Source organism: Serratia sp. 22264, from assembly GCF_052045345.1.
GTDB lineage: Bacteria > Pseudomonadota > Gammaproteobacteria > Enterobacterales > Enterobacteriaceae > Serratia > Serratia plymuthica.
Window position 1 is genome coordinate 14,191 of record NZ_JBQEOY010000011.1, and the last position, 21,156, is coordinate 35,346.

Consider the following 21,156-nt stretch of genomic DNA (forward strand, 5'->3'; position numbering starts at 1 on the left):
ACTATAAGTCTGGCGAAACTTTCGTCAAGGGAGCAAGGCGGCAAATGTTAATGAAAGGTTGTTTGATCGTAACAAGTGTGGGAGGGATCACGAAAAAATGCACCGATATGAAAAACCGATATCAGGCATGCGTTTTATAGTGAGTTTATATATTAGAAGTCGTTAATGGGGTTCTGTCGTTTTTGTTGGCGAGAGCGGGTGACCTAAAGCAAAACGCCCCCGATCATCAAGACCGGGGGCGTTTCATTGTCGCTATTCAAAACTACCCGACGCGGTGGCTAACGGGAATTCTTTACCACTCAGCGGCCTTTCTTTTTGCGGCCTGGCTGGGCAAAACGCTTGCGGGCAGCCGCATTGCCAGCGGGTTTCTCGGTGCTTTTCGGCGCACTGCCGGCCGGTTTTTTCACCGCAGGTTTGGCCTTCTTCGCCGGCTTGGCTTCTGAGGAGGAACCCTCAATCGATTTGAACAGTTCAACCAGTTCGTCATCCGTTAAATCGCGCCATTCACCCGGCGGCAGCCCGGCCATGCTGACATTCATAATGCGAGTGCGTTCCAGCTTGGTAACCTCATAGCCAAAATGCTCGCACATGCGGCGGATCTGGCGGTTAAGCCCCTGGACCAGCACGATGCGAAAGACAAAAGGCGCTTCTTTCTTTACCTTGCACTTTTTAGTCACCGTGCCCAGCATCGGCACGCCGGCCCCCAGGCCACGGATAAAATCGTCGGTCACCGGTTTGTTGACCGTAACCCGATATTCTTTCTCGTGATCGTTGCCTGCGCGCAGGATCTTGTTGACCAGATCGCCGTGGTTGGTAAGGAAGATCAGGCCCTGCGAATCCTTATCCAAACGGCCGATCGGGAAGATGCGGGTGCTATGGTTTACGAAATCGACAATATTGTCTTTCTCGCCCTCTTCCGTGGTGCTGACAATCCCCACCGGTTTGTTGAGCGCAATGAAGATCAGGTTGTCTTCGTTGCGGGGTTCAATCAGTTGTCCATTGACCTTGACCACGTCCCCTGGAAACACTCGATCGCCAAGCGCAACGCGCTTGCCATTGATAAAAACGTTGCCTTGTTCGATATAACGATCGGCATCGCGGCGGGAGCAGATACCGCTCTCGCTGATATATTTGTTAAGACGTGTGGATGGTTTGCTCAGCATGGTTCCCCCGTAACCCCGGATTATAGACATTCAAGGCAACAGATACAGGCATTTTCATTGTGCAGTAACGAGTGGCGACATGGGCGTTTCGGGCTTTATTTTCCGCCCTGTCCTCACCGCCCGCTATGCCCGTCGTCTTTCGAGCTGCTGCCTGAAAGACGACGGGTATCGTTTAGGCGTGTTTCTTGGCCGCTTGCAGATACAGCATTTCCAGGCCCAGAGTCGCCGCGGCCAGCGCGGTGATTTCGGATTGGTCATAGGCTGGCGCCACTTCTACCACGTCCATGCCGACGATGTTCAGCGACTGCATGCCGCGTACCAGTTTCAACGCGCGATCGGAGGTCAGGCCGCCGATCACTGGGGTGCCGGTGCCCGGCGCGAAGGCCGGATCCAGGCAATCGATGTCGAAGGTCAGGTACACCGGCATATCGCCGACGATCTGTTTGATCTGCGTCAGCAGGTCGTCCACGCTGCGATCGTTAACCTGTGCGGCATCCAACACGGTGAAACCGTTGTCGTGATCGAACTCGGTACGAATACCGATCTGCACCGAGCGGTTCGGATCAATCAGGCCTTCGTTCGGCGCATGGAAGAACATGGTACCGTGGTCGTATTTACTGCCGTTGGCGTAGGTGTCGGTGTGCGCGTCAAAATGCACCAGCGCCAGTTTGCCGAAATGTTTGGCGTGCGCGCGCAGCAGCGGCAGCGTGACGAAGTGATCACCGCCGAATGAAAGCATGCGTTTACCGGCCTTCAGCAATTTCTCCGCGTGCGCCTGCAGCTTGTCGCTCATGTCCTGAGCGTCGCCGAAGTTGAACACGATATCGCCGCAGTCAACCACGTTCAGACGATCGCGAAGATCAAAGCTCCACGGCCAGCGGTTGCCTTCCCACGCCAGATTGGTGGAAACCTGACGGATCGCCGCAGGGCCATGACGGCCACCGGCGCGGCCGGAGGTTGCCATATCGAATGGAATGCCGGTGATGACCCACTCTGCATCGCTGTCATAAGGCATGAAATTCAGCGGAAAGCGCAGGAAACCAAAGGCGTTGGACACTAAGGAATTATCGGACTGATGGCCTAACGTGCTCATTGTAAACCCTCATATTTTAACGTTTCGCCTGCGGTAAAATCACCAGGCGTTGGCAAAAAAAAATCCCTCCCGCGTCGTTAGCCCGACGAGAAAGGGATTGATACGATGTCTGTTTCGGTACTGCTGATGCGGCAGATTATCGCCGTATTTGGTTCGCGCTTCAAGCCCGCGCATCGTCTTCCTGGCTGCTCGTCGTTAGCAAGTATAGACCCCACATCCTTCAGCTATGTGACCGTTACCCCCTTCACGAGCCTGGCAGCTGACACCCATTAATCTCCCGATGATTATTTTTGTGATTTCCATCCCTTTATCTAAAGGTGGAAATATATAAATTAATTAACTCAAGTCACTCTATTAACAACACATCGAATTAGTGGCTGTAATATTAAAAACAGGGAGAAACTAATTTTTAAAATATATTTAAATGAGAAAAGTTAATAGTGCACGCAACAATTATAACTTACATACAAAGATAACATAGAGATAAATAAACCCAATGTTTAATATCATGCCAACACGTCAAAAGCGGACTATTAAAAATAAAAAACTTTATGTAACACTAGAGGTTATTACTTTTCTATTAAGTATTCCGCTGGGCTATCTTTGTTCTCAAATTGATTCACTGAATGATATTACCTTGGAAATCATCCTCATCTATGTCCCTGTATCTATGATCACAGTGGATTATCTTCATCAACGTCTTGAAAGGAAATAAGCGTTATGAGAGAGCTGACAACAAAGGAAATACTCACTATTTCTGGTGGAAATGCAGATTCTGGCTATGAAGATCGAGGATGTGCCTCGCAGTATAGTGACAACCTACAGAGAAAACCCTGTCCGAATCCTCACGGAGAGTTAACAAATTTGTGATAACCGTTCGGTGGCATCGGGCATATCGCGGGGGGAAACCATTAAAAAAAGCCGGACATCCTTAAAATGCCCAGCCTTTCAGATCGGCCTTACTTATTCATCTTCTAAATAAGTATAACCATACAAACCGGCTTCGAACTCTTCTACGAACTGCGCCTGCAATTCATCGTCCAGATCGGTTTCTTTCACCTGATCGCGGAATTTGGCCAGCAGTGCGATCGGATCGAGCTGCACGTATTCCAGCATGTCGGCAACGGTGTCGCCTTCGTCGGACAACTCGGTTTCTACCGTACCGTCCGGGAAGACGAACACGTCAACCGAGGCGGTATCACCGAACAGGTTGTGCATGTTGCCGAGGATTTCCTGGTAGGCACCCACCATAAAGAAGCCCAGCGCCGGCGGGTTTTCCGGATCGTACGGCGGCATTGGCATGGTGGTCGCCACGCCGTCGCCGTCGATGTAGTGATCGATAGTACCGTCGGAGTCACAGGTGATGTCCAGCAGCACCGCGCGGCCTTCCGGCGGCTTATCCAGCCCTTCCAGCGGCAGCACCGGGAACAGCTGATCGATACCCCAGGCGTCCGGCATGGACTGGAACAGCGAGAAGTTGACGTAGAACTTGTCCGCCATACGCTCTTGCAGTTCGTCGATGATCGGACGGTGCGCACGGTTGCTTGGATCAAGCTGCTGCTGGATCTTGTTGCAGATATTCAGATACAGCTGCTCGGCCCAGGCGCGCTTGGTCAGATCCAGCATGCCGTGAGCGTACTGGGTGTGAACGTCGTGCAGGTCCATTTGGCTGTCGTGCAGCCATTCGCGCAACGAGCGGCGGTTCTCCGGCTCGTTCATTTCCTGCCAGGTTTCCCACATGCTTTCCAGCGCACGCGGCGCATCTTCCGCCGGCGGCAAAGGATCGCTGAACTCGTTGCGTTCAACGCCGATCACGTTGGACACCAGCACCGTATGGTGAGCGGTGACCGCGCGGCCGGATTCGGTGATCACCGTCGGGTGCGGCAGGCCGTGCTCATTACAGGCGTCGCCGATACCCCAAATCACGTTGTTGGCGTATTCGTTCAGGCCGTAGTTCACCGAACAGTCGGACTGCGAACGGGTACCTTCATAATCTACGCCCAGACCGCCGCCCACGTCGAAGCACTGGATATTAACGCCCAGCTTGTGCAACTCAACGTAGAAACGCGCCGATTCACGCACGCCGGTGGCGATGTCGCGAATATTGGCCAGTTGCGAACCCAGATGGAAATGCAGCAATTGCAGGCTGTCGAGGCGGCCCGCTTCGCGCAGGGTTTCCACCAGTTTCAGGACCTGAATGGCCGCCAGGCCGAACTTGGACTTCTCGCCGCCGCTCGACTGCCATTTGCCGGAGCCCTGAGACGCCAGACGCGCACGCACGCCCAGACGCGGTACCACGTTCAGGCGCTCGGCTTCTTCCAGCACCATGTTGATCTCGGACATCTTCTCGATCACCAGGTACACTTTGTGTCCCAGTTTTTCGCCGATCAGCGCCAAACGAATATATTCGCGGTCTTTATAACCGTTACAGACAATGACCGAACGGGTCATGCCGGCATGCGCCAGCACCGCCATCAGTTCGGCTTTGGAGCCGGCTTCCAGCCCCAAGGGTTCGCCGGAATTGACCAAGGATTCGATCACGCGGCGGTGCTGGTTTACCTTGATCGGGTAAACCAGGAAATAGCCGCCTTCATAGCCGAATGACTCGCGCGCGCGTTTGAACGCCGCGTTAATCGAACGCAGGCGGTGCTGAAGGATCTGCGGGAAGCAGAACAGCGCCGGCAGACGCTGGCCGTCTTTGCGACGCTCTTTCACCAGTTCAGCCAGATCGACACGCGCCTGAGGGACGTCCGGATCCGGGCACACACTGATGTGGCCCAGTTCATTGACGTCATAATAATTGTTGCCCCAGTAGGCGACGTTATAAGTGCGCAGCATCTTGCTGGCATCACGGTCATTCATGGCAACCTCCTGCATGGAGCGTAAAGATATAGGTTCGCCCGCGGCTGGCGGACGGTGAATCAACAGATCATCAGACATTACTCGCCTCACATCCCGTACTGACGATACAGTCAGCCACTATCGCAGCTACAACCCGCGAGAACAACCCAACAAACCGCCCTTGCGGCAGCGAATAAAACTGCCGTTCGCGGTCAGCGATCGGTTTATCACTCATATAATTGTAAGACACCCTGTTCAAACCTCGTGAATCGGGTCAAGAAACATCCCACAGGAAGGCTGCAGGCTACCCTTGTTCAGTTCTTCAGACGACCGTTAACCGGCCCGAGAATCCTGAGTAGCGCCCAAGTGTTTATCACACCTGGAAGGTGGAGTAGAGACAAGACGGGAAATAGCAGAAGAATGTGCGCCAGAACGGCACTGCTGTTGAGAACCAACAACCGGTAGACAACGGATCATTAATCCAACCACCTCCACGCACGTCGCCCGGAATGAACGACTGAGCCTCTATTAATAGTGTAAGAACGTGACCGTTCTATGAAGCGGCGACGCCAACTGTCAGCGTCTGCGGCTGACCATTAAGGCCATGAGCGGGAGCTTGCCACTTTTGCTCCGCACTGTGCACCAAATGAGCCGCGCGCGCAGTTTATACCGATAACCTGGGGAAAATGCAAAATGAAAATTCGCCGGAAACTGTTTCAAGCGATGAAAATGGCGCCGAGGGCTTTACACAAAAGAGCGAAACGGCAAAAAAATACTGGCAATCCGGCTAAAGCCTGACCTAAAATAGACGTCCAGATGTTAATCCATCTATACTGATTTGTGCCCTATGAATTTCAAGTTGCCGCCAGGTGAGCGAGTGCAGGGAACAACGCGACAGCTTGAAAGACGACGGGCATAACTAAGAAACTGCTTAACGGCTTTGCCTGAGGGGCGTTGCAGGATGTATCTCGCGCCATCAGCGGAAGACCCTTCGCTTCGATGCCGGATCTCCAGCGCTGTGCAGTAATTTCTAACCCGTCTTATGCAAGGTAAAGAATACAATGGCTAAACACCTATTCACGTCCGAGTCCGTATCCGAAGGGCATCCCGATAAAATTGCCGACCAGATCTCCGATGCCGTTCTCGACGCCATCCTGGAACAGGATCCGAAGGCGCGCGTAGCTTGCGAAACCTACGTGAAAACCGGCATGGTGCTGGTCGGTGGCGAAATCACCACCAGCGCTTGGGTAGATATCGAAGAAATCACCCGTAAAACCGTACGTGAAATCGGTTATGTTCATTCGGATATGGGTTTTGACGCCAACTCCTGTGCCGTGCTGAGCGCTATCGGCAAGCAATCCCCGGATATCAATCAGGGCGTTGACCGTACCGATCCGCTGGAACAGGGTGCCGGCGACCAGGGCCTGATGTTTGGCTATGCCACCAACGAAACCGAAGTGCTGATGCCTGCGCCGGTGACTTACGCGCACCGTCTGGTACAACGCCAGGCCGAAGTCCGTAAAAACGGTACCCTGCCGTGGTTGCGTCCGGACGCAAAAAGCCAGGTCACTTTCCAGTATGACGACGGCAAAATCGTCGGCATCGACGCAGTGGTGTTGTCCACTCAGCATTCCGAAGATATCTCTCTGAAAGACCTGCAAGAAGCGGTGATGGAAGAGATCATCAAGCCGGTTCTGCCTACCGAATGGCTGAGCGCGAGCACCAAATACCACATCAACCCAACAGGCCGTTTCGTTATCGGTGGCCCAATGGGCGACTGCGGCCTGACCGGGCGTAAAATCATCGTGGATACCTACGGTGGCATGGCCCGTCACGGCGGCGGTGCATTCTCCGGTAAGGATCCGTCCAAAGTTGACCGCTCAGCGGCATACGCGGCGCGCTACGTGGCGAAAAACATCGTTGCTGCCGGCCTGGCCGACCGCTGCGAGATCCAGGTTTCCTACGCCATCGGCGTGGCGGAGCCAACCTCCATCATGGTGGAAACCTTCGGTACCGAGAAAGTGCCTACCGAACAGTTGACCCTGCTGGTGCGCGAGTTCTTCGATCTGCGCCCATACGGCCTGATCCAGATGATGGACCTGCTGCAACCGATCTACCGCGAAACCGCAGCCTACGGCCACTTCGGTCGCGAGCACTTCCCTTGGGAAGCGACCGACAAGGCAGAATTGCTGCGCGATGCCGCCGGCCTGAAATAAGCCTGCGCATCCTGGTAAAAACGGCAAGCCCCTGGCTTGCCGTTTTTGTTTTTCGGGTAGGTGCTCATGGATCAACACGCAAACAGCCTATGGGCGGGAGCAAAGCCCCCGCCGTTGAGTGGCCTTACCGTTTGGATTCGTAAGCCAAAATGGCCGCAACCTCCGTGTTGCCCGATCTGATACGCAACTCACAAATCTTGCTGCGTGTTATCCATACCAATGATATTACCGTGGCACAAATAACGACCAGTTTTACTACACTCCGTTTGTCCGGCATCATGCCTCCTTCTCCTTGCCTCACGGCGGGTAAGAAGCTAACCTAACGTTGTCTGGCGTTAGAGTTGGCCTCGGGTTGATAAATATCGACTCGGGGCTTTTCTCTTTCTGTCCCTTGCTCAGGCTCAGGACGAAAGATCCTGAGCACCCGCACGCAGTATATTGATCTCCGCCTCAGTTCCACCGCCTTTTTCCGTTCTGAATTCCGTTTCTGCGCATTGATACGCAACGCCTTGCAACAGCCTGAAAGCAGAAAAAAGGCCCAGCAATGCTGAGCCTTTGATGGCAGAAACGGGCGTTGCGCGATGACGGCTACGAAGTTTGTTTGCGCAGCAGGTAAACGAAATACGGCGCGCCGATAAAGGTCGCCAGCAGCCCGGCGGGGATTTGATACGGGAACATCACCATCCGGCCGCACCAGTCGGCGAATACCATCAGCAGGCCACCCAACAGCGCGGCAATCACCATCTGCGGTAATGCGCGGCGGAAGCCCAGCATACGCGCCATATGCGGCGCCATCAGGCCGATAAAGCTCAGCGGCCCCACGGTCAAGGTCGCCATGGCGGTCAGCGTGGCGGCCAGCAGGAGAATCGCCACCCGCACCAGCGTCAGCGCAATGCCCACCGAGCGGGCGGTCGCGCTGCCCAGCGGCAGAATGGTCAGCCAACGGCGGCACAGCGGCGCCAGCACTATCAGCGTTGCCGCAATGACTGCGGTACGGATCGCCTGCTCCGACGTCACCGAATAGGTAGAGCCGGAAATCCAGGTCAGCAGCCCGCCCATGCGCGGATCGCCGCTGGCCAGCAACAGGAAAATGGTGGTGGTAAACGCCGTGCTGAGCGCGATGCCGGCCAACAGCATACGTTCGGTAGAAAAACCGCCGCGACCGGCGGCGACCATAATCACCAGCAACGTCGCCGCCGCCCCCAGGCTGCCTGCAGGCAGCAGCCAACCGAAGGCATCGCCCGGTACGATGAACAACATCACCACCACGCCAAAGGCCGCGCCGGAGCTGATCCCCAGCACTTCCGGGCTGGACATCGGGTTGCCGGTCAACTTCTGGATTAAGGTGCCGGCCACCGCCAGCATCATCCCCGCCGCCAACGCGGACAACACGCGCGGCCAACGCCACGGCATCAATGACTCCAGTTCTGCGCCGTAGCTCCAGTGCCAGCCAGCGGCGTTCTGCCCGAACATCAGCGCCACGGCAATGCCGGCCACTAACACAACGCCTGCCAGCATCACCCAGGCCAACAGATGGCCACGTTCTGCCGGTACCTTGTCGCCCAGGTTCATAGGCGGCGGCGTGGCGGCGCTACGCAGGCGCGGCAACAGCCACAGCAACAGCGGAGCGCCAAACAACGCGGTCGCCGCCCCGGTCGGGATCTCACGCCAAACCTGCGTCAGCCAAATCATCACCTGATCGGTCAGCCACAGCAGCAAAGCGCCCAGCAGCGGCGCCAAGATCATGCGGTGCGCCAGCCGGCGCGCGCCCAGCATCTTCGCCATCAGCGGTGCAAACAGCCCGATAAAGCCGATGACACCCACGGCATTCACCAGCATCGCACTGAAGATAATCGCCACCGCCAGCGCGCAAAAACGCGCCATCGACAGCCCCAGCCCCAAATTGCGCGCCACGCCGTCGTCCAACCCCAGCAACGTCAACGGGCGCAGCAGCAGCACCGCCAATAGCCCGGCCACCACCAGGCGCGGCAGGATAAATTGCGCAGTGCTCCAGTCCTGCTGGTTCAACGCACCGGTGCTCCACAGGAACAACCCCTGCAGTTGATCGTAATTAAACAACGCCAACAGGCTGTTGACCGCACCGCAGTATAATCCCAACACCAGGCCGGCCAGAATCAGCGTCACCGGCGACATGCGTTTGCCCCAGGCCACGCCGAACACCAGCCCGCCGACCAGGATCGCCCCGGCCATTGCCGCCAGTTGCCGGGTTATCTCGCCGCCCGGCAGCATCCACAAGGTGGCGATGGTCAACCCGAGCTGCGCACCGGCGGATACCCCCAGCGTCGCCGGCTCCGCCAAAGGATTGCGCAACACCTGCTGGAACAGCACGCCGACCAGCCCCAGACCGGCACCGGCCAACAGGGAGACCGACAGCCGCGGCAGCAGGCTGTAGTGGAACAGCATCTGACGCACATCGTCGTGATTCGGCGCGCTCAGCGCCTGCGCCCACAACGCCCAAGGCAACTGTTGCAACAGGTTGTAGATCGTCAAGCCGCCCGACGCCGCCAGCAATAGCAGGATCAGCGTCAGCGGCAATACCCGGATGCGCGCGCTCATGAATAGCTCTCCTGCGTCTGCTCCAGCAGATGGCAAAAACGCATCGCCGACAGCGTCGCACCGTAGAACCAGACCGCCGGCACCTGCCGCAATCGATTCTGACGCACAAAGGGCAAAGCCTGCCACAACGGCGTCGAGCTGACTTTTTCCATCATCGCCTGATTGCCGTGGTCGAGATAAATCGCCCGCGCATTTTTCACCGTAATCAGGCGTTCAATGCCCACTACCGCCGTGCCCCAGAAATTGGTTTCCCCTTCCCAGGCATTGTGGATGCCAAGCTGATCCATCACCTCCTGGAACAGGCTTTTCTGGCCGATAATCAGCACATGCCGCGTATCCAGCAAGGAGAACAACAACAGCGGTTGTCTGGTGTAAGAATGCAGACGCTGGCGTGCATCCTGAATAAACCGGTCGAACTGCATCAGATGCTGTTCAGCACGTGCCTCAAGCCCCAACCGCTGCGCCAATTGCTGCAACGAATTCCGCCCCACCGTCAGTGGTTTTCCGCTGCCGTCATTGAAGCCAAAACTCATCGTCGGCGCTATTGGAGCCAGTTTTTGCGGCGTTGGCCCATACCCCTTTGACAGCAGCATCAGCGAAGGCTGCAATTGTTGCAGCAACTCCAGATTCGGCTCGGTGCGTTGGCCCACGTCGACCACCGACGCCGGGATTTTCGGCTCTTCCACCCACAGGTTGTAGTTATGGATATCCGCCACCGCCAGCGGCGTAACGCCCAGCGCCAGCAGCAGCTCAATAGGTAGCCATTCCAGCGCCACGATGCGCGTAAGATCGGGCGGTGTCATCGTCGCGCTCCCCGGTAGAGAGAACAGCAGCGGCGACAGCGCCATGGCGGTCAGCAGACGGCGGCGTACGGGATCGTGTTGAAAATCGGAGGAAGCAAGCATCAGTAGACAAAACTCACCGGCGCACCGCCGCTCGGATGCGCCAGCGTGCCCATTGGAATACCATAAATTTGCTCCAGCACCGGCCCTTGCATCAGTTCCAGCGGGGCACCTTGCGCAATCATCTCGCCACCGCGCAACGCCACCAGATGGTCGCAGTAGCGCGCCGCCATGTTGATGTCGTGCAGCACCGCAATCACCGTCAGGCCACGTTCATGGCTCAGGCGTTGAATCAACGCCAACACCTCAACCTGGTGCGCAATGTCCAGCGCAGAGGTCGGCTCGTCCAACAGCAGGCAGCGGCTGTCCTGCGCCACCATCATCGCCAACCAGGCACGTTGCCGCTCGCCGCCGGACAGGCTGTCCACCAGGCGGTTGGCGAAGGGTTTCAGGCCAACCAGCGCTATCGCTTCTTCCACCTGTTCGCGGTCGTTCACGCCAAAGCGGCCCAGCGCACCGTGCCACGGATAGCGGCCGATCGCCACCAGCTCGCGTACCGTCATGCCTTCTGCTGCGGGCAGTTGCTGGGGCAGATAGGCGACCTGACGCGCGAAGGCTTTGCTGTCCCATTGCGCCAGCGGGCGTCGGTTAAGTTGCGCGCTGCCGGCGGTCGGGTTCTGATGGCGGCCAAGAATTTTCAGCAATGTGGATTTGCCGGAACCATTGTGACCGATCAGCCCGCAGACTTTGCCCTGGGGAAAGGTCAGCGACAGCGGTTGCAACAGCACACGGCCGGGAACGGCAAAGCTGACGTTGTCTAACGCGAAAGTGGCGTCGTGATCGAGGTGTTTATCCTGCATAGGCCCTACTCTGTTCGGAGCGGCGATCCGCCGCCCCGATTATCCGGTTAGAAGCGGAAGGTTGCGGTGGCGACCACCTGACGTTCTGCGCCCCAATAGCAGGCGTAGTCGCGATAACAACTTGAAACGTAAGTCTTATCAAACAGGTTGTTGATATTGACGCCTACTGACGAGCCCGGCAGGCCAAAACGCGCCAGATCGTATTTGATGGTCGCATCCACCAAGGTGTAATCCGGTACTTTAAAGGTGCTGTTGTCACTGTTGAAGGATGAGCTGGACCCCACATAACGCACGCCGGAACCCAGGGTCAGGCCGCTGACGGCCGTTTCGTGGAAGGTATAGTCCGCCCACAGCGAAGCCATGTGTTTAGGGATCTCGGTAGTTGGCTTGCCCTGATAGGTGTTGTCCTTGGTGTATTTCGCGTCGGTGTAGGTGTAGGAAGCGATCAGGTTGACGTTGGCGTTCAACGCCGCCTTGGCCTCCAGCTCTACGCCGCGCGAGCGGATCTCACCGCTCTGGACGCTGAACTGTGCGTTATCCGGATCCGGCGTCAGGTTGTTGTTTTTGGTCAGTTGGTACAGCGCACCGGTCAGGACGACAGGACGATCCTTCGGCACGTATTTCACGCCGGCCTCGTACTGCTTGCCAATCGACGGGATAAACGTCTGCCCGTTAGCGGAGGTATCCAGCGTCGGTTCAAATGACTCGCTGTAGCTGAAATACGGCGTGATGCCGTTATCGAACAGATAGTTCAGACCGCCACGCCAGGTGAACTGGCCGTCCGAGCGTTCGTTGGTATAGTTATCGATGCGGTTATTGGCCGAGGTTTTGGCCCAGTCATAACGGCCGCCCAGTGTCAGCAACCATTGGTTCCACTCGCCCTGCTCCTGCACGTACAACCCCGTCTGTTCCTGGCGGTTCAGGTAGTTATACGGGAAAGTCACGGTGGTGGCGTCGTTGCCGTATTGCGGATCGGTCATGCTCAGACTGTCGGCAGAACCGAAGCCGGAGTTGATGTCATTGCGCATGCGCGAATAGTCGACGCCAAACAGCAGGGTATGATCTACAGCGCCGGTTTTCAGCCTGGCCTGCGCCTGGGTATCCACCGAGAAGCTGTTCAGATGCTCCTTCGACTGCACATAGGCGCGGTTCATCGTGGTCGGCGCCGTCGCGCTAACGCCGCTGCCATAGATGCTCTTCATGTCGCTTTCCAGCTGCATATAACGCAGGTTCTGGCGTACCGCCCAGGTGTCATTGAACGCATGTTCGAAGCTATAGCCGATCATGCGCTGCTTGCGCGCAAAGTAATTGCTTGCTTCACCGTCGTTGAAACTGGTTGGCAGCTTGCTGCCGTCCGGCAGCGGGATCAGCGTACCCTGCTTCGGCAGCCAGCCGTAGAAACCGGTATAGGGATCGTTTTGGATATTGGCCAACAGCGTAAAGTTGGTCTTGTCATCCGGCCGCCAACTGAATGACGGCGCAATCGCATAGCGCTTCTCTTTCGCCATGTTCTGCTGCGCATCGCTGTCTTTCGCCAGGCCGGTCAGACGGTAGGAATAGACGCCGTTATCATCCAGCGCATCGCTGAAGTCAAAGCCGGTCTGGAACAGATTGTCGGTGCCCATTTTAAACTGGATTTCGTGCAGCGGTTCGGTGGTCGGCCGCTTGCTGACCATCGCCACCAGCCCACCCGGGCTGCTCTTGCCGTACAGCACCGATACCGGGCCGCGCAGCAGTTCCGCTCTCTCGAGGAAATAAGGATCGACCGAAGCTTCGCTATAGTTGTCGCCCTGCAGACGCAGGCCGTCCAGATACTGGTTGGTATTCACCGCAGGGAAACCGCGAATGGCCACCGAATCATAGGTGGTGGAGCTGCCGCGGCTGGCATAAACCCCTGGCGCATAAGCCAGTGCGCCTTTCACCGTATCCGGCTGGCGCATATCCATCTCTTCACGCGTGACCACGGAAACCGACTGCGGATTCTTCTCAATCGGCGTATCGGTTTTGGTACCGGTGGCGCTGTGTTTGGCCACGTAGGTGCCGACCGGCCCCCAGGCGCTTTCCTGTTGCGGCTGGCTGCTGCCCACCACGGTAAGGGTATCTTCTTTGGCTACCGGATTGGCTTCAGCGGAAAATGCCGGCATCGCCAGCGTACCCAGCGCGGCAGCGATAGTGATCGCCAACCCACTGACGGGAGAACGGCCCTTCATGGCCTGCGGTGAGAATGGACGCTTGGTCAGCATAGGTGGTTTCTCTGATGAATTATTTGATAACGAATGTAAACGATAATAATTATTATAAGCGACGCATTTTATGCAGAAGCCAAATTAAACTGCAAGTCGAATTCAGCCAGTAAATAGGTGGGGGATTAACCGTTTAACCGCATTAACCTGATGGAAATAAACTGCGCGGAAAATAAAAAGGCCCGCAACCAAAGTTACGGGCCTGCAACAAAAAACCTTTCGGCAACGGGGATTAACCGCTCGCCAACTTACTGACCCTGGCCGAACATATCCTTGATCCAGCCGGCGACGCCGTCAGCGTCTTTTTGCTCACCCGCCGGCTGTTGCTGCTGTTGTTGCTGCTGCTGAGCGGCCTGGCTTGCCTGACACAGCCCTTGCGGATTATCGGTCCACACCGGGATGCTGCGCCCGCCCTCGCCACAGACAAAGTTACCGGCGGAGTCGATGCCAATCTGGTTGATGCCTTCCGGCGCCTGCAGCATCAGCGGCAGCGGCGTCTGGTTTTCCAGATAGCGGCGATACAGAGTCAGCGCACCGTTGGCACCGGTCAGCTTGGCCGGGCCGTTGTTGTCACGGCCAACCCAGGCGATAGCCACTTCTTTACCGTCGATACCGGCAAACCAGCTGTCGCGCAGATCGTTGGTGGTACCGGTCTTCGCCGCCAGGTTGTAGTTGGGGAACTTCACCGACAGAGAACGGGAGGTTCCGCGCGCTACGCCCTGTTGCATCGCATACAACGTCAGGTAAGCGGCCTGAGCCGGTACCATGCGTTCCGCCTGCGGGAAGCTCTGGTACAGCACCGAACCGTCTTCCGCGATCACCGAACGCACCGCCGACAGCGGCGCGCGGTTACCGCCGCTGGCGATGGTTTGGTATTCCTGCGCCACTTCCATCGGCGTCAGGCCAATCGCCCCCAGCAGCATCGAAGGCACCGGATTGATTTCCGCTTTAGGAATACCCAAACGTTGCAAGGTAGCGCTGATTTGATCCAGCCCGACCGCCATACCCAAATTCACCGTCGGCACGTTGAGCGAGAAGGCCAGGCCATCCACCAACATTACCTGTCCACGGAATTTGCGGTCGTAGTTGTTCGGTTGCCACAGGCTGCCATTCGGCAGTTTCAGCGACAGCGGCTGGTCCGCCAGCCAGGTATTCAGGCGGTATTTGTCCGGCTCGGAAAGCGCGGTCAAGTAGGTTGGCGGCTTGGCCAGCGACCCGACCAGACGGCGCGCCTGCATCGCGCGGTTAAAACCGGCGAACTGCGGATTGGCACCGCCAACCATGGCACGCACCTCACCGCTGAAGCGATCGACAATCACCATCGCCGCTTCCAGATCTTTCACGTGGCGGGCGGCACGCAGCGCCGGAATGCCGTCTTCGACCGCTTTTTCCGCCGCATCCTGAGAAACCGGATCCAGCGTAGTGAAGATTTTCACTCCGGACAGGTCGTTCACCTTGTCGCCCAACTTGGCCTGCAGTTCCTGACGCACCATCTGCATAAACGCCGGCTGCGGCGTGATCACCCCGCCCTTCGGCTGCACGCCCAGCGGCCGCGCGCTGAGCATATTGTACAGCTCGGCGTCGATAACCCCCTGATTTTGCAACAGCTTGAGCACCAGATTGCGGCGCTCCAGCGCCAACGTCGGGTTGCGCCACGGGTTATACAAGGACGCGCCTTTCACCATCCCCACCAGCAATGCTTGCTGATCCAGACTCAGTTCGTCCACCGGGCGGCCGAAGTAATACAGGCTGGCCAGCGGGAAACCGCGGATCTGGTCGCTACCACTCTGGCCGAGGTACACCTCGTTCAGATACAGCTCAAGAATACGGTCCTTGCTGTAACGGTAATCCACCAGCAGCGCCATGTAGGCTTCGTTGACTTTACGCCATAGCGAGCGTTCGTTGGTCAGGAACAGGTTCTTCACCAACTGCTGCGTCAGGGTACTGCCGCCCTGCACCGCACGCCCGGCGGTCAGGTTCGCCAGCATCGCACGGCCAATGGAGTAAGGGCTGATGCCGTCATGCTCGTAGAAATGGCGGTCTTCGGTGGCAATCAGCGTATCCACCAGCAGGTCCGGGAAACCGGCGCGCGGCACGAACAGCCGCTGTTCACCGTTCGGTGACTGCAACATGGTGATCAGGCGCGGATCGAGGCGGAAGAACCCGAAGTTACGCTGGTTCTCCATGTTTTCGATTTTCGCCAGACGGTTGTTCTGGAAATCCAGACGGGCATGGATTTGCCCCTCTTTGCCATCCGGGAAGTCAAACGGACGGCGCAGCATCTCGATGCTGTTGGCCTGCACGGTGAACTCGCCCGGCCGGGTCATGCGGCTAACCTGGCGGTATTGCATACCTTCCAGCAGATCGACCATTTCCTTCTTGCTGTACGGCATGCCCGGTTCCAGGTTGACCATGCGGCCATAGACCGCGGCCGGCAACTGCCAGACCTTGCCGTCAATGCGGCTGCGGATCTGGGAATCCAGGTACACGCCGTAGATCGCCAACAGCACCGCGACCACCAGAATCAGTTTGATAAGCAGGCCAAGCCAACGGCGTTTTTTACGCGGCGGAGTCGCTTTTACCTTACGCGGCACGCTTTCCTCCTCGTCTTCATATTCATCATCGTCATCTTGCTGCTCGTCTTCCTCGTAATCGTCATAATCGTCGTCTCGGCGACGGCGCGGCGGTTTGCCCGACGCGGTGCGTTTTGGTTGTTTCCCTTTGCGCCCGATGGGCTCGCGGTCATCCCCAGCCATTGCTGTCATTCTCCAGACTTGGCGGCACTGCCGGCCATTATTAGTCGCTTAATCTGTCCCGACGCCAGGCCGCTGAACAGAAGAAACATCTGAATTCATTTACTGATATTTTTTCGTGCGCCGCGTGGGGGCGGTATTCGCCGGATCATCCGGCCACACGTGTTTCGGGTAGCGCCCTTTCATCTCTTTCTGCACTTCCCGGTAGGCACCTTGCCAAAACGCCGCCAGATCGCCGGTGATTTGCAGCGGCCGGTGTGCCGGTGAGAGTAACTCAAGCACCACCGGGATGCGACCCTCGGCCAGCATTGGGCTGCGCTGTTCACCGAACACTTCCTGTAAACGCACCGCCAACGCCGGCGGTTTGCCGGCATCATAGCGAATCGGCAAACGGCTGCCGGTCGGCACAGTGTAATGAGTGGGCAGCGCATTATCCAGCCGCTGCTTTTGCTGCCAGTCCAGCAGGCGCGCAAGGGCTTCGGCGATATTGACCTGCTTCAACCCGCGCATATCGCGTACGCCACTCAGGGAGGGCAGCAGCCATTGCTCCAGCCGATCCAGCAACGACTCATCATCGACCGCTGGCCAGGCAGCCTCCGGCAGCCAATTTTGCGCACACTGCAAACGCAGACGCAGCTGTTCGGCGGCGGTATCCCAGTTGAGCACCGCGATACCCTGGGCGCGTACCCAGTTGAGCAGCGCCAGTTGCAGTTCTTCATCGGCCGGTTTGGCCAACGGCTGCGCCCGCAGCGTCAGACGGCCAATCTGCTGGCGTTTCCAGGCGCGCAGCGTGCCCTTTTCTTCATCCCACTCCACCGCGGTTTGCTGGGAAACGATCGCCGGCAGTTGCGCCGCCAGCGCATCAATCTCCACCGGCAGCGCCAGCAGAATGCGCGCATCGGGGCTGTTGTGGCCCTGCAGAAGGCTTGGCGCGATCAGCCACGGCGCACGCGACAGCGCCTCATCCTGATTCATCGCCGCCCCCATGCCGTTGGCCAGCAGATAACGGCCATCCTGACCGCGCCGCTGGGCGATGCGGTCGGTAAACGCCAACGCCAGCAGGCTCGGCGCCAAATCTGCATCAATCTGCCCGCTTCGCGGCTGCAAACGCCGCGCTAACTGGGCAGCACGGCGCTGCCAGTTTGGCTGTGGGCGGCTCAGCCAGTAGCCGATATCCATCTGCCCATTGCGCGGCGGTTCCTCCAGCAGCGCAGCCAGCGTCGCAGCGGTCGCCAATCCATCCGTCCCCCGCTCTGCACCCTGGGTCAGCATCGCCGCCAGCCGGGGCTCACAACCCAGCATAGCCATCTGCCGGCCCCGTGCGGTTAATTTGCCGCCGTCGTCGGTAGCGCCAAGGTGTTGCAACAGCTTTCTTGCCGCCGCCAGCGCCGTTTCCGGCGGCCGATCGAGCCAGGTCAGTTGCCCAACGTCATGGCAGCCCCACTGCAATAGCTCCAGCCAGAAGCCGGCGAGATCGCTTTGCAGGATTTCCGGTTCGGCATGTTCCGCTGCCCGCTCTGCCTGCTCTTTGGCAAACAGGTGCCAGCAAATACCGGGTTCCAGACGCCCGGCACGGCCGGCACGCTGGATCATCGACGCCTGGCTGATGCGCTGCGTCACCAGCCGCGTCAGGCCGTTACGCACGTCATAGCGCACCACGCGCTCCAGCCCGCTGTCCACCACCAACCGAATGCCTTCGATGGTCAGGCTGGTTTCGGCGATGTTGGTCGCCAGCACCACCTTGCGACGCCCGGCCGGCGACGGTTGAAGCGCTTTTTGCTGCTGCGCCAGCGGCAATGCGCCATACAACGGGCACAGGTCGGTATCGGCCGCCACCTCGCCGTGCAGCCGCTCCAGCACCCGGTTGATTTCCGCCACGCCGGGCAGGAACAGCAGCAACGATCCGCCCTGTTCGGACAGCAGGCGTTTCACCGCCGCCGCCACGCCATCCTCCAGCCGTTGATGGCTGGCCAATGGCTGATATTGGCGTTCAACCGGGAAGCTGCGCCCCTCGGACACCACCACCGGCGCCTGCGGCAGCAGCTGCGTCATACGGGCGTTATCCAGCGTCGCCGACATAATCAGCAGTTTGAGATCCTCACGCAGCCCCTGTTGCACGTCCAGCAACAGCGCCAACGCCAGATCGGCCTGCAGGCTGCGTTCATGGAATTCATCGAGGATCACCAGCGAGACGCCTTGCAGCTCGGCGTCCTGCTGCAACATGCGAGTGAGAATGCCTTCGGTCACCACCTCCAGCCGGGTATGCGGCCCGCTTTTGCTTTCGGCGCGCATGCGGTAACCCACGGTCTGGCCCGGTTCTTCCCCCAACTGTTGTGCCAACCGATACGCCACGTTTTTCGCCGCCAACCGACGCGGCTCCAGCATGATGATGCGGCCCGGCAGGCCGGCTTTAGCCAGGATCTGCAGCGGTAACCAGGTCGATTTACCGGCGCCGGTTGGCGCATGCAGCAACACCTGCGGGGCGGATTGCAGCGCAGTGAGCAATTCATCAAGAACCGCACTGACGGGCAGTGAAGACACAGAACTCTCCGTAGTGGTTAACATTGGGCGGCGCACATTGTAGCATTAGACTCTGCGTTTCATTCATTTGCCGGGTATCTATGTCCAGTTCGCGCCGCCTGTTTTTCGCCCTGACCTTACCTGATGCACTGCAGCAACAGGTGATTCGCTGGCGCGCCGAAGCTTTCACGCCCGAAGCCGGTCGGCCAGTCGCCGCGGCCAACCTGCATCTGACGCTGGCATTTCTCGGTGATGTCAGCGCGCAAAAGGAAACCGCGCTGAAAAAGCTGGCAGGCCGCATTATCCAACCCGGCTTCAGCATGATACTGGACGATCTTGGCCACTGGCCGCGCCCTGGCGTGGTATGGCTTGGCACCCGCCGCGCACCGCGAGGGGCGTTGCAACTGGCGGAGCTGTTGCGATCGCAGGCAGCCCGCAGCGGTTGCTACCAAAGCCCGATGCCGTTTCATCCGCACATCACCCTGCTGCGCTCTGCAACGCAACCGGTAGCCGTGCCGCCCGCAACGCCGGGCTGGACCTTCAGCGCCGACTCCTTCACCCTGTACCAGTCGGTATTTGAGAACGGTCGCACGCGTTATCACCCGCTGGAACAATGGCCTTTAGCCCATCAGGATACCCCATGATTTTCACCCCACCGCTACGTTCCGCCACGCTGATTAAACGCTACAAACGCTTTCTGGCCGACGTGATTACCCCGGAAGGCGAAACTTTCACCCTGCACTGCGCCAACACGGGTGCCATGACCGGCTGCGCCACCCCAGGCGATACCCTTTGGTATTCCACTTCGGATAACGCCAAGCGCAAATATGCCCACAGCTGGGAGTTGACGCATACCCAACAGGGGGATTGGATCTGCGTCAACACCCTTCGTGCCAACGGATTGGTGCGCGAAGCCATTGAACAGAATTTAATCAATGAATTATCCGGTTACAGTAAAATCAGCAGCGAAGTAAGATATGGCAATGAAAACAGCCGTATCGATTTGTTATTACAGGCAGAAAACAGGGTTAACTGCTATATTGAAGTTAAGTCAGTCACATTACTGCAACAACAACGTGGTTACTTCCCTGATGCGGTAACGCTCAGAGGACAAAAGCATCTGCGTGAGTTGCTCGGCGTGGTTGAAAGCGGGCAGCGGGCGGTTTTGTTTTTTGCTGTGTTACATAGCGGTATTGAACAGGTCGCACCGGCACATCATATAGATGAGCGTTATGCGGCACTGTTGGCACAGGTTCGGCAGTTGGGAGTAGAAGTCGTTTGTTATGGGGCTAAATTATCACCTGACGGTATATCTCTCTGCGATAAGTTACCGTTTTTTATCGATTAGCGGCACCGGGCACCAATAATTCAACAACCGGTCATCGCGTCGCCAAATACGCCTTCCTTCACAGCATTGTCAAGCAGGCGACAGGAATAATTGCCAACCTACCTTCCATCTGTTATTTATAGCGGCCTGTTTTTCCCCCGCATTGGGGATTCGATAGTGCGTGTGTATGTAGGAGAAGCAACATGCAAGAAGGGCAAACCCGTAAAACCTCGTCCTTGAGCATTCTCGCCATCGCTGGGGTGGAGCCGTACCAAGAGAAGCCGGGCGAAGAGTACATGAACGTCGCCCAGTTGAAGCATTTCAAGCTTATTCTTGAAGCGTGGCGCAACCAGCTCAGGGACGAAGTGGACCGTACTGTATCGCATATGCAAGACGAAGCGGCCAACTTCCCGGATCCGGTAGACCGTGCAGCGCAGGAAGAAGAGTTCAGCCTTGAACTGCGTAACCGTGACCGTGAACGCAAACTGATCAAAAAGATCGAGAAAACGCTGAAGAAAGTGGAAGACGAAGATTTCGGCTACTGCGACTCCTGCGGCGTGGAGATCGGTATTCGTCGTCTTGAAGCGCGTCCGACTGCCGATTTGTGCATCGACTGCAAGACCCTGGCAGAAATCCGCGAAAAGCAGATGGCCGGCTAATACAGTTGTTACCGCTGCGGTGTGCGTTCATACGCACACCGCACAGAGAAAAGGGAACCTTT

15 protein-coding genes are annotated in these 21,156 nt (G+C 57.7%); 4 read left to right on the top strand and 11 right to left on the bottom strand.

Features of this window, described 5'->3' with window-relative positions; all coding sequences use genetic code 11:
- Positions 1 to 299 precede the first annotated feature (299 nt).
- The 4 genes from rluF to ACTJJ1_RS24335 form a co-directional block, all read right to left on the bottom strand.
- Positions 300 to 1,163: a 23S rRNA pseudouridine(2604) synthase RluF gene (gene rluF / locus ACTJJ1_RS24320; RefSeq protein ID WP_004947825.1), complete on the bottom strand. Its 864-nt coding sequence runs from the start codon at positions 1,161 to 1,163 to the stop codon at positions 300 to 302.
- A 172-nt stretch (positions 1,164 to 1,335) separates the two neighbouring features.
- A complete protein-coding gene (gene speB / locus ACTJJ1_RS24325) occupies positions 1,336 to 2,256 on the bottom strand; it encodes an agmatinase (RefSeq protein ID WP_004947828.1) in 921 nt (306 codons plus the stop codon).
- Positions 2,257 to 3,219: 963 nt separating this feature from the next.
- Complete coding sequence (speA, locus tag ACTJJ1_RS24330; protein ID WP_004947831.1) at positions 3,220 to 5,196, bottom strand: biosynthetic arginine decarboxylase; 1,977 nt, start codon at positions 5,194 to 5,196, stop codon at positions 3,220 to 3,222.
- On the bottom strand, positions 5,189 to 5,332 hold the full coding sequence (locus ACTJJ1_RS24335) for a virulence promoting factor (protein ID WP_006327842.1): 144 nt from the start codon (positions 5,330 to 5,332) through the stop codon (positions 5,189 to 5,191). Before ACTJJ1_RS24335 ends, speA begins: the two co-directional genes overlap by 8 nt.
- Before the next feature lie 826 nt (positions 5,333 to 6,158).
- Between ACTJJ1_RS24335 and metK the strand changes: the two genes are divergently transcribed.
- Complete coding sequence (gene metK / locus ACTJJ1_RS24340; protein WP_004947833.1) at positions 6,159 to 7,313, top strand: methionine adenosyltransferase; 1,155 nt, start codon at positions 6,159 to 6,161, stop codon at positions 7,311 to 7,313.
- A gap of 124 nt (positions 7,314 to 7,437) precedes the next feature.
- On the opposite strand, the gene ACTJJ1_RS24345 is transcribed toward metK, so the two are convergent.
- From ACTJJ1_RS24345 to hrpB, 7 genes are all read right to left on the bottom strand, one after another.
- Positions 7,438 to 7,590 (bottom strand): Hok/Gef family protein, encoded by a 153-nt coding sequence (locus ACTJJ1_RS24345; protein ID WP_013814445.1) that lies wholly within the window; start codon positions 7,588 to 7,590, stop codon positions 7,438 to 7,440.
- 311 nt (positions 7,591 to 7,901) lie between these two features.
- Positions 7,902 to 9,890: a Fe(3+)-hydroxamate ABC transporter permease FhuB gene (gene fhuB, locus ACTJJ1_RS24350; RefSeq protein ID WP_440835657.1), complete on the bottom strand. Its 1,989-nt coding sequence runs from the start codon at positions 9,888 to 9,890 to the stop codon at positions 7,902 to 7,904.
- Positions 9,887 to 10,795 (bottom strand): Fe(3+)-hydroxamate ABC transporter substrate-binding protein FhuD, encoded by a 909-nt coding sequence (gene fhuD, locus ACTJJ1_RS24355; RefSeq protein ID WP_440835659.1) that lies wholly within the window; start codon positions 10,793 to 10,795, stop codon positions 9,887 to 9,889. The genes fhuB and fhuD overlap by 4 nt, the downstream gene beginning before the upstream one ends.
- A complete protein-coding gene (gene fhuC, locus ACTJJ1_RS24360; protein ID WP_004947844.1) occupies positions 10,795 to 11,592 on the bottom strand; it encodes a Fe3+-hydroxamate ABC transporter ATP-binding protein FhuC in 798 nt (265 codons plus the stop codon). The genes fhuD and fhuC overlap by 1 nt, the downstream gene beginning before the upstream one ends.
- Before the next feature lie 47 nt (positions 11,593 to 11,639).
- Positions 11,640 to 13,835 carry a ferrichrome porin FhuA gene (gene fhuA / locus ACTJJ1_RS24365; protein ID WP_004947851.1) on the bottom strand — a complete coding sequence of 732 codons (2,196 nt, stop codon included), beginning with the start codon at positions 13,833 to 13,835 and terminating at the stop codon, positions 11,640 to 11,642.
- Positions 13,836 to 14,083: 248 nt separating this feature from the next.
- The gene (gene mrcB / locus ACTJJ1_RS24370) at positions 14,084 to 16,591 is read right to left on the bottom strand and encodes a bifunctional glycosyl transferase/transpeptidase (protein ID WP_440835662.1); all 2,508 of its coding nucleotides are present in this window, start codon (positions 16,589 to 16,591) and stop codon (positions 14,084 to 14,086) included.
- 99 nt (positions 16,592 to 16,690) lie between these two features.
- Positions 16,691 to 19,153: an ATP-dependent helicase HrpB gene (gene hrpB / locus ACTJJ1_RS24375; RefSeq protein ID WP_440835664.1), complete on the bottom strand. Its 2,463-nt coding sequence runs from the start codon at positions 19,151 to 19,153 to the stop codon at positions 16,691 to 16,693.
- Between the two features lie 56 nt (positions 19,154 to 19,209).
- Between hrpB and thpR the strand changes: the two genes are divergently transcribed.
- The 3 genes from thpR (at position 19,210) to dksA (ending at position 21,094) form a co-directional block, all read left to right on the top strand.
- Complete coding sequence (gene thpR, locus ACTJJ1_RS24380) at positions 19,210 to 19,752, top strand: RNA 2',3'-cyclic phosphodiesterase (RefSeq protein WP_062868587.1); 543 nt, start codon at positions 19,210 to 19,212, stop codon at positions 19,750 to 19,752.
- Positions 19,749 to 20,456 carry a DNA/RNA nuclease SfsA gene (gene sfsA / locus ACTJJ1_RS24385; RefSeq protein ID WP_440835666.1) on the top strand — a complete coding sequence of 236 codons (708 nt, stop codon included), beginning with the start codon at positions 19,749 to 19,751 and terminating at the stop codon, positions 20,454 to 20,456. The genes thpR and sfsA overlap by 4 nt, the downstream gene beginning before the upstream one ends.
- 182 nt (positions 20,457 to 20,638) lie before the next feature.
- A complete protein-coding gene (dksA, locus tag ACTJJ1_RS24390; protein WP_004947862.1) occupies positions 20,639 to 21,094 on the top strand; it encodes an RNA polymerase-binding protein DksA in 456 nt (151 codons plus the stop codon).
- Positions 21,095 to 21,156 lie beyond the last annotated feature (62 nt).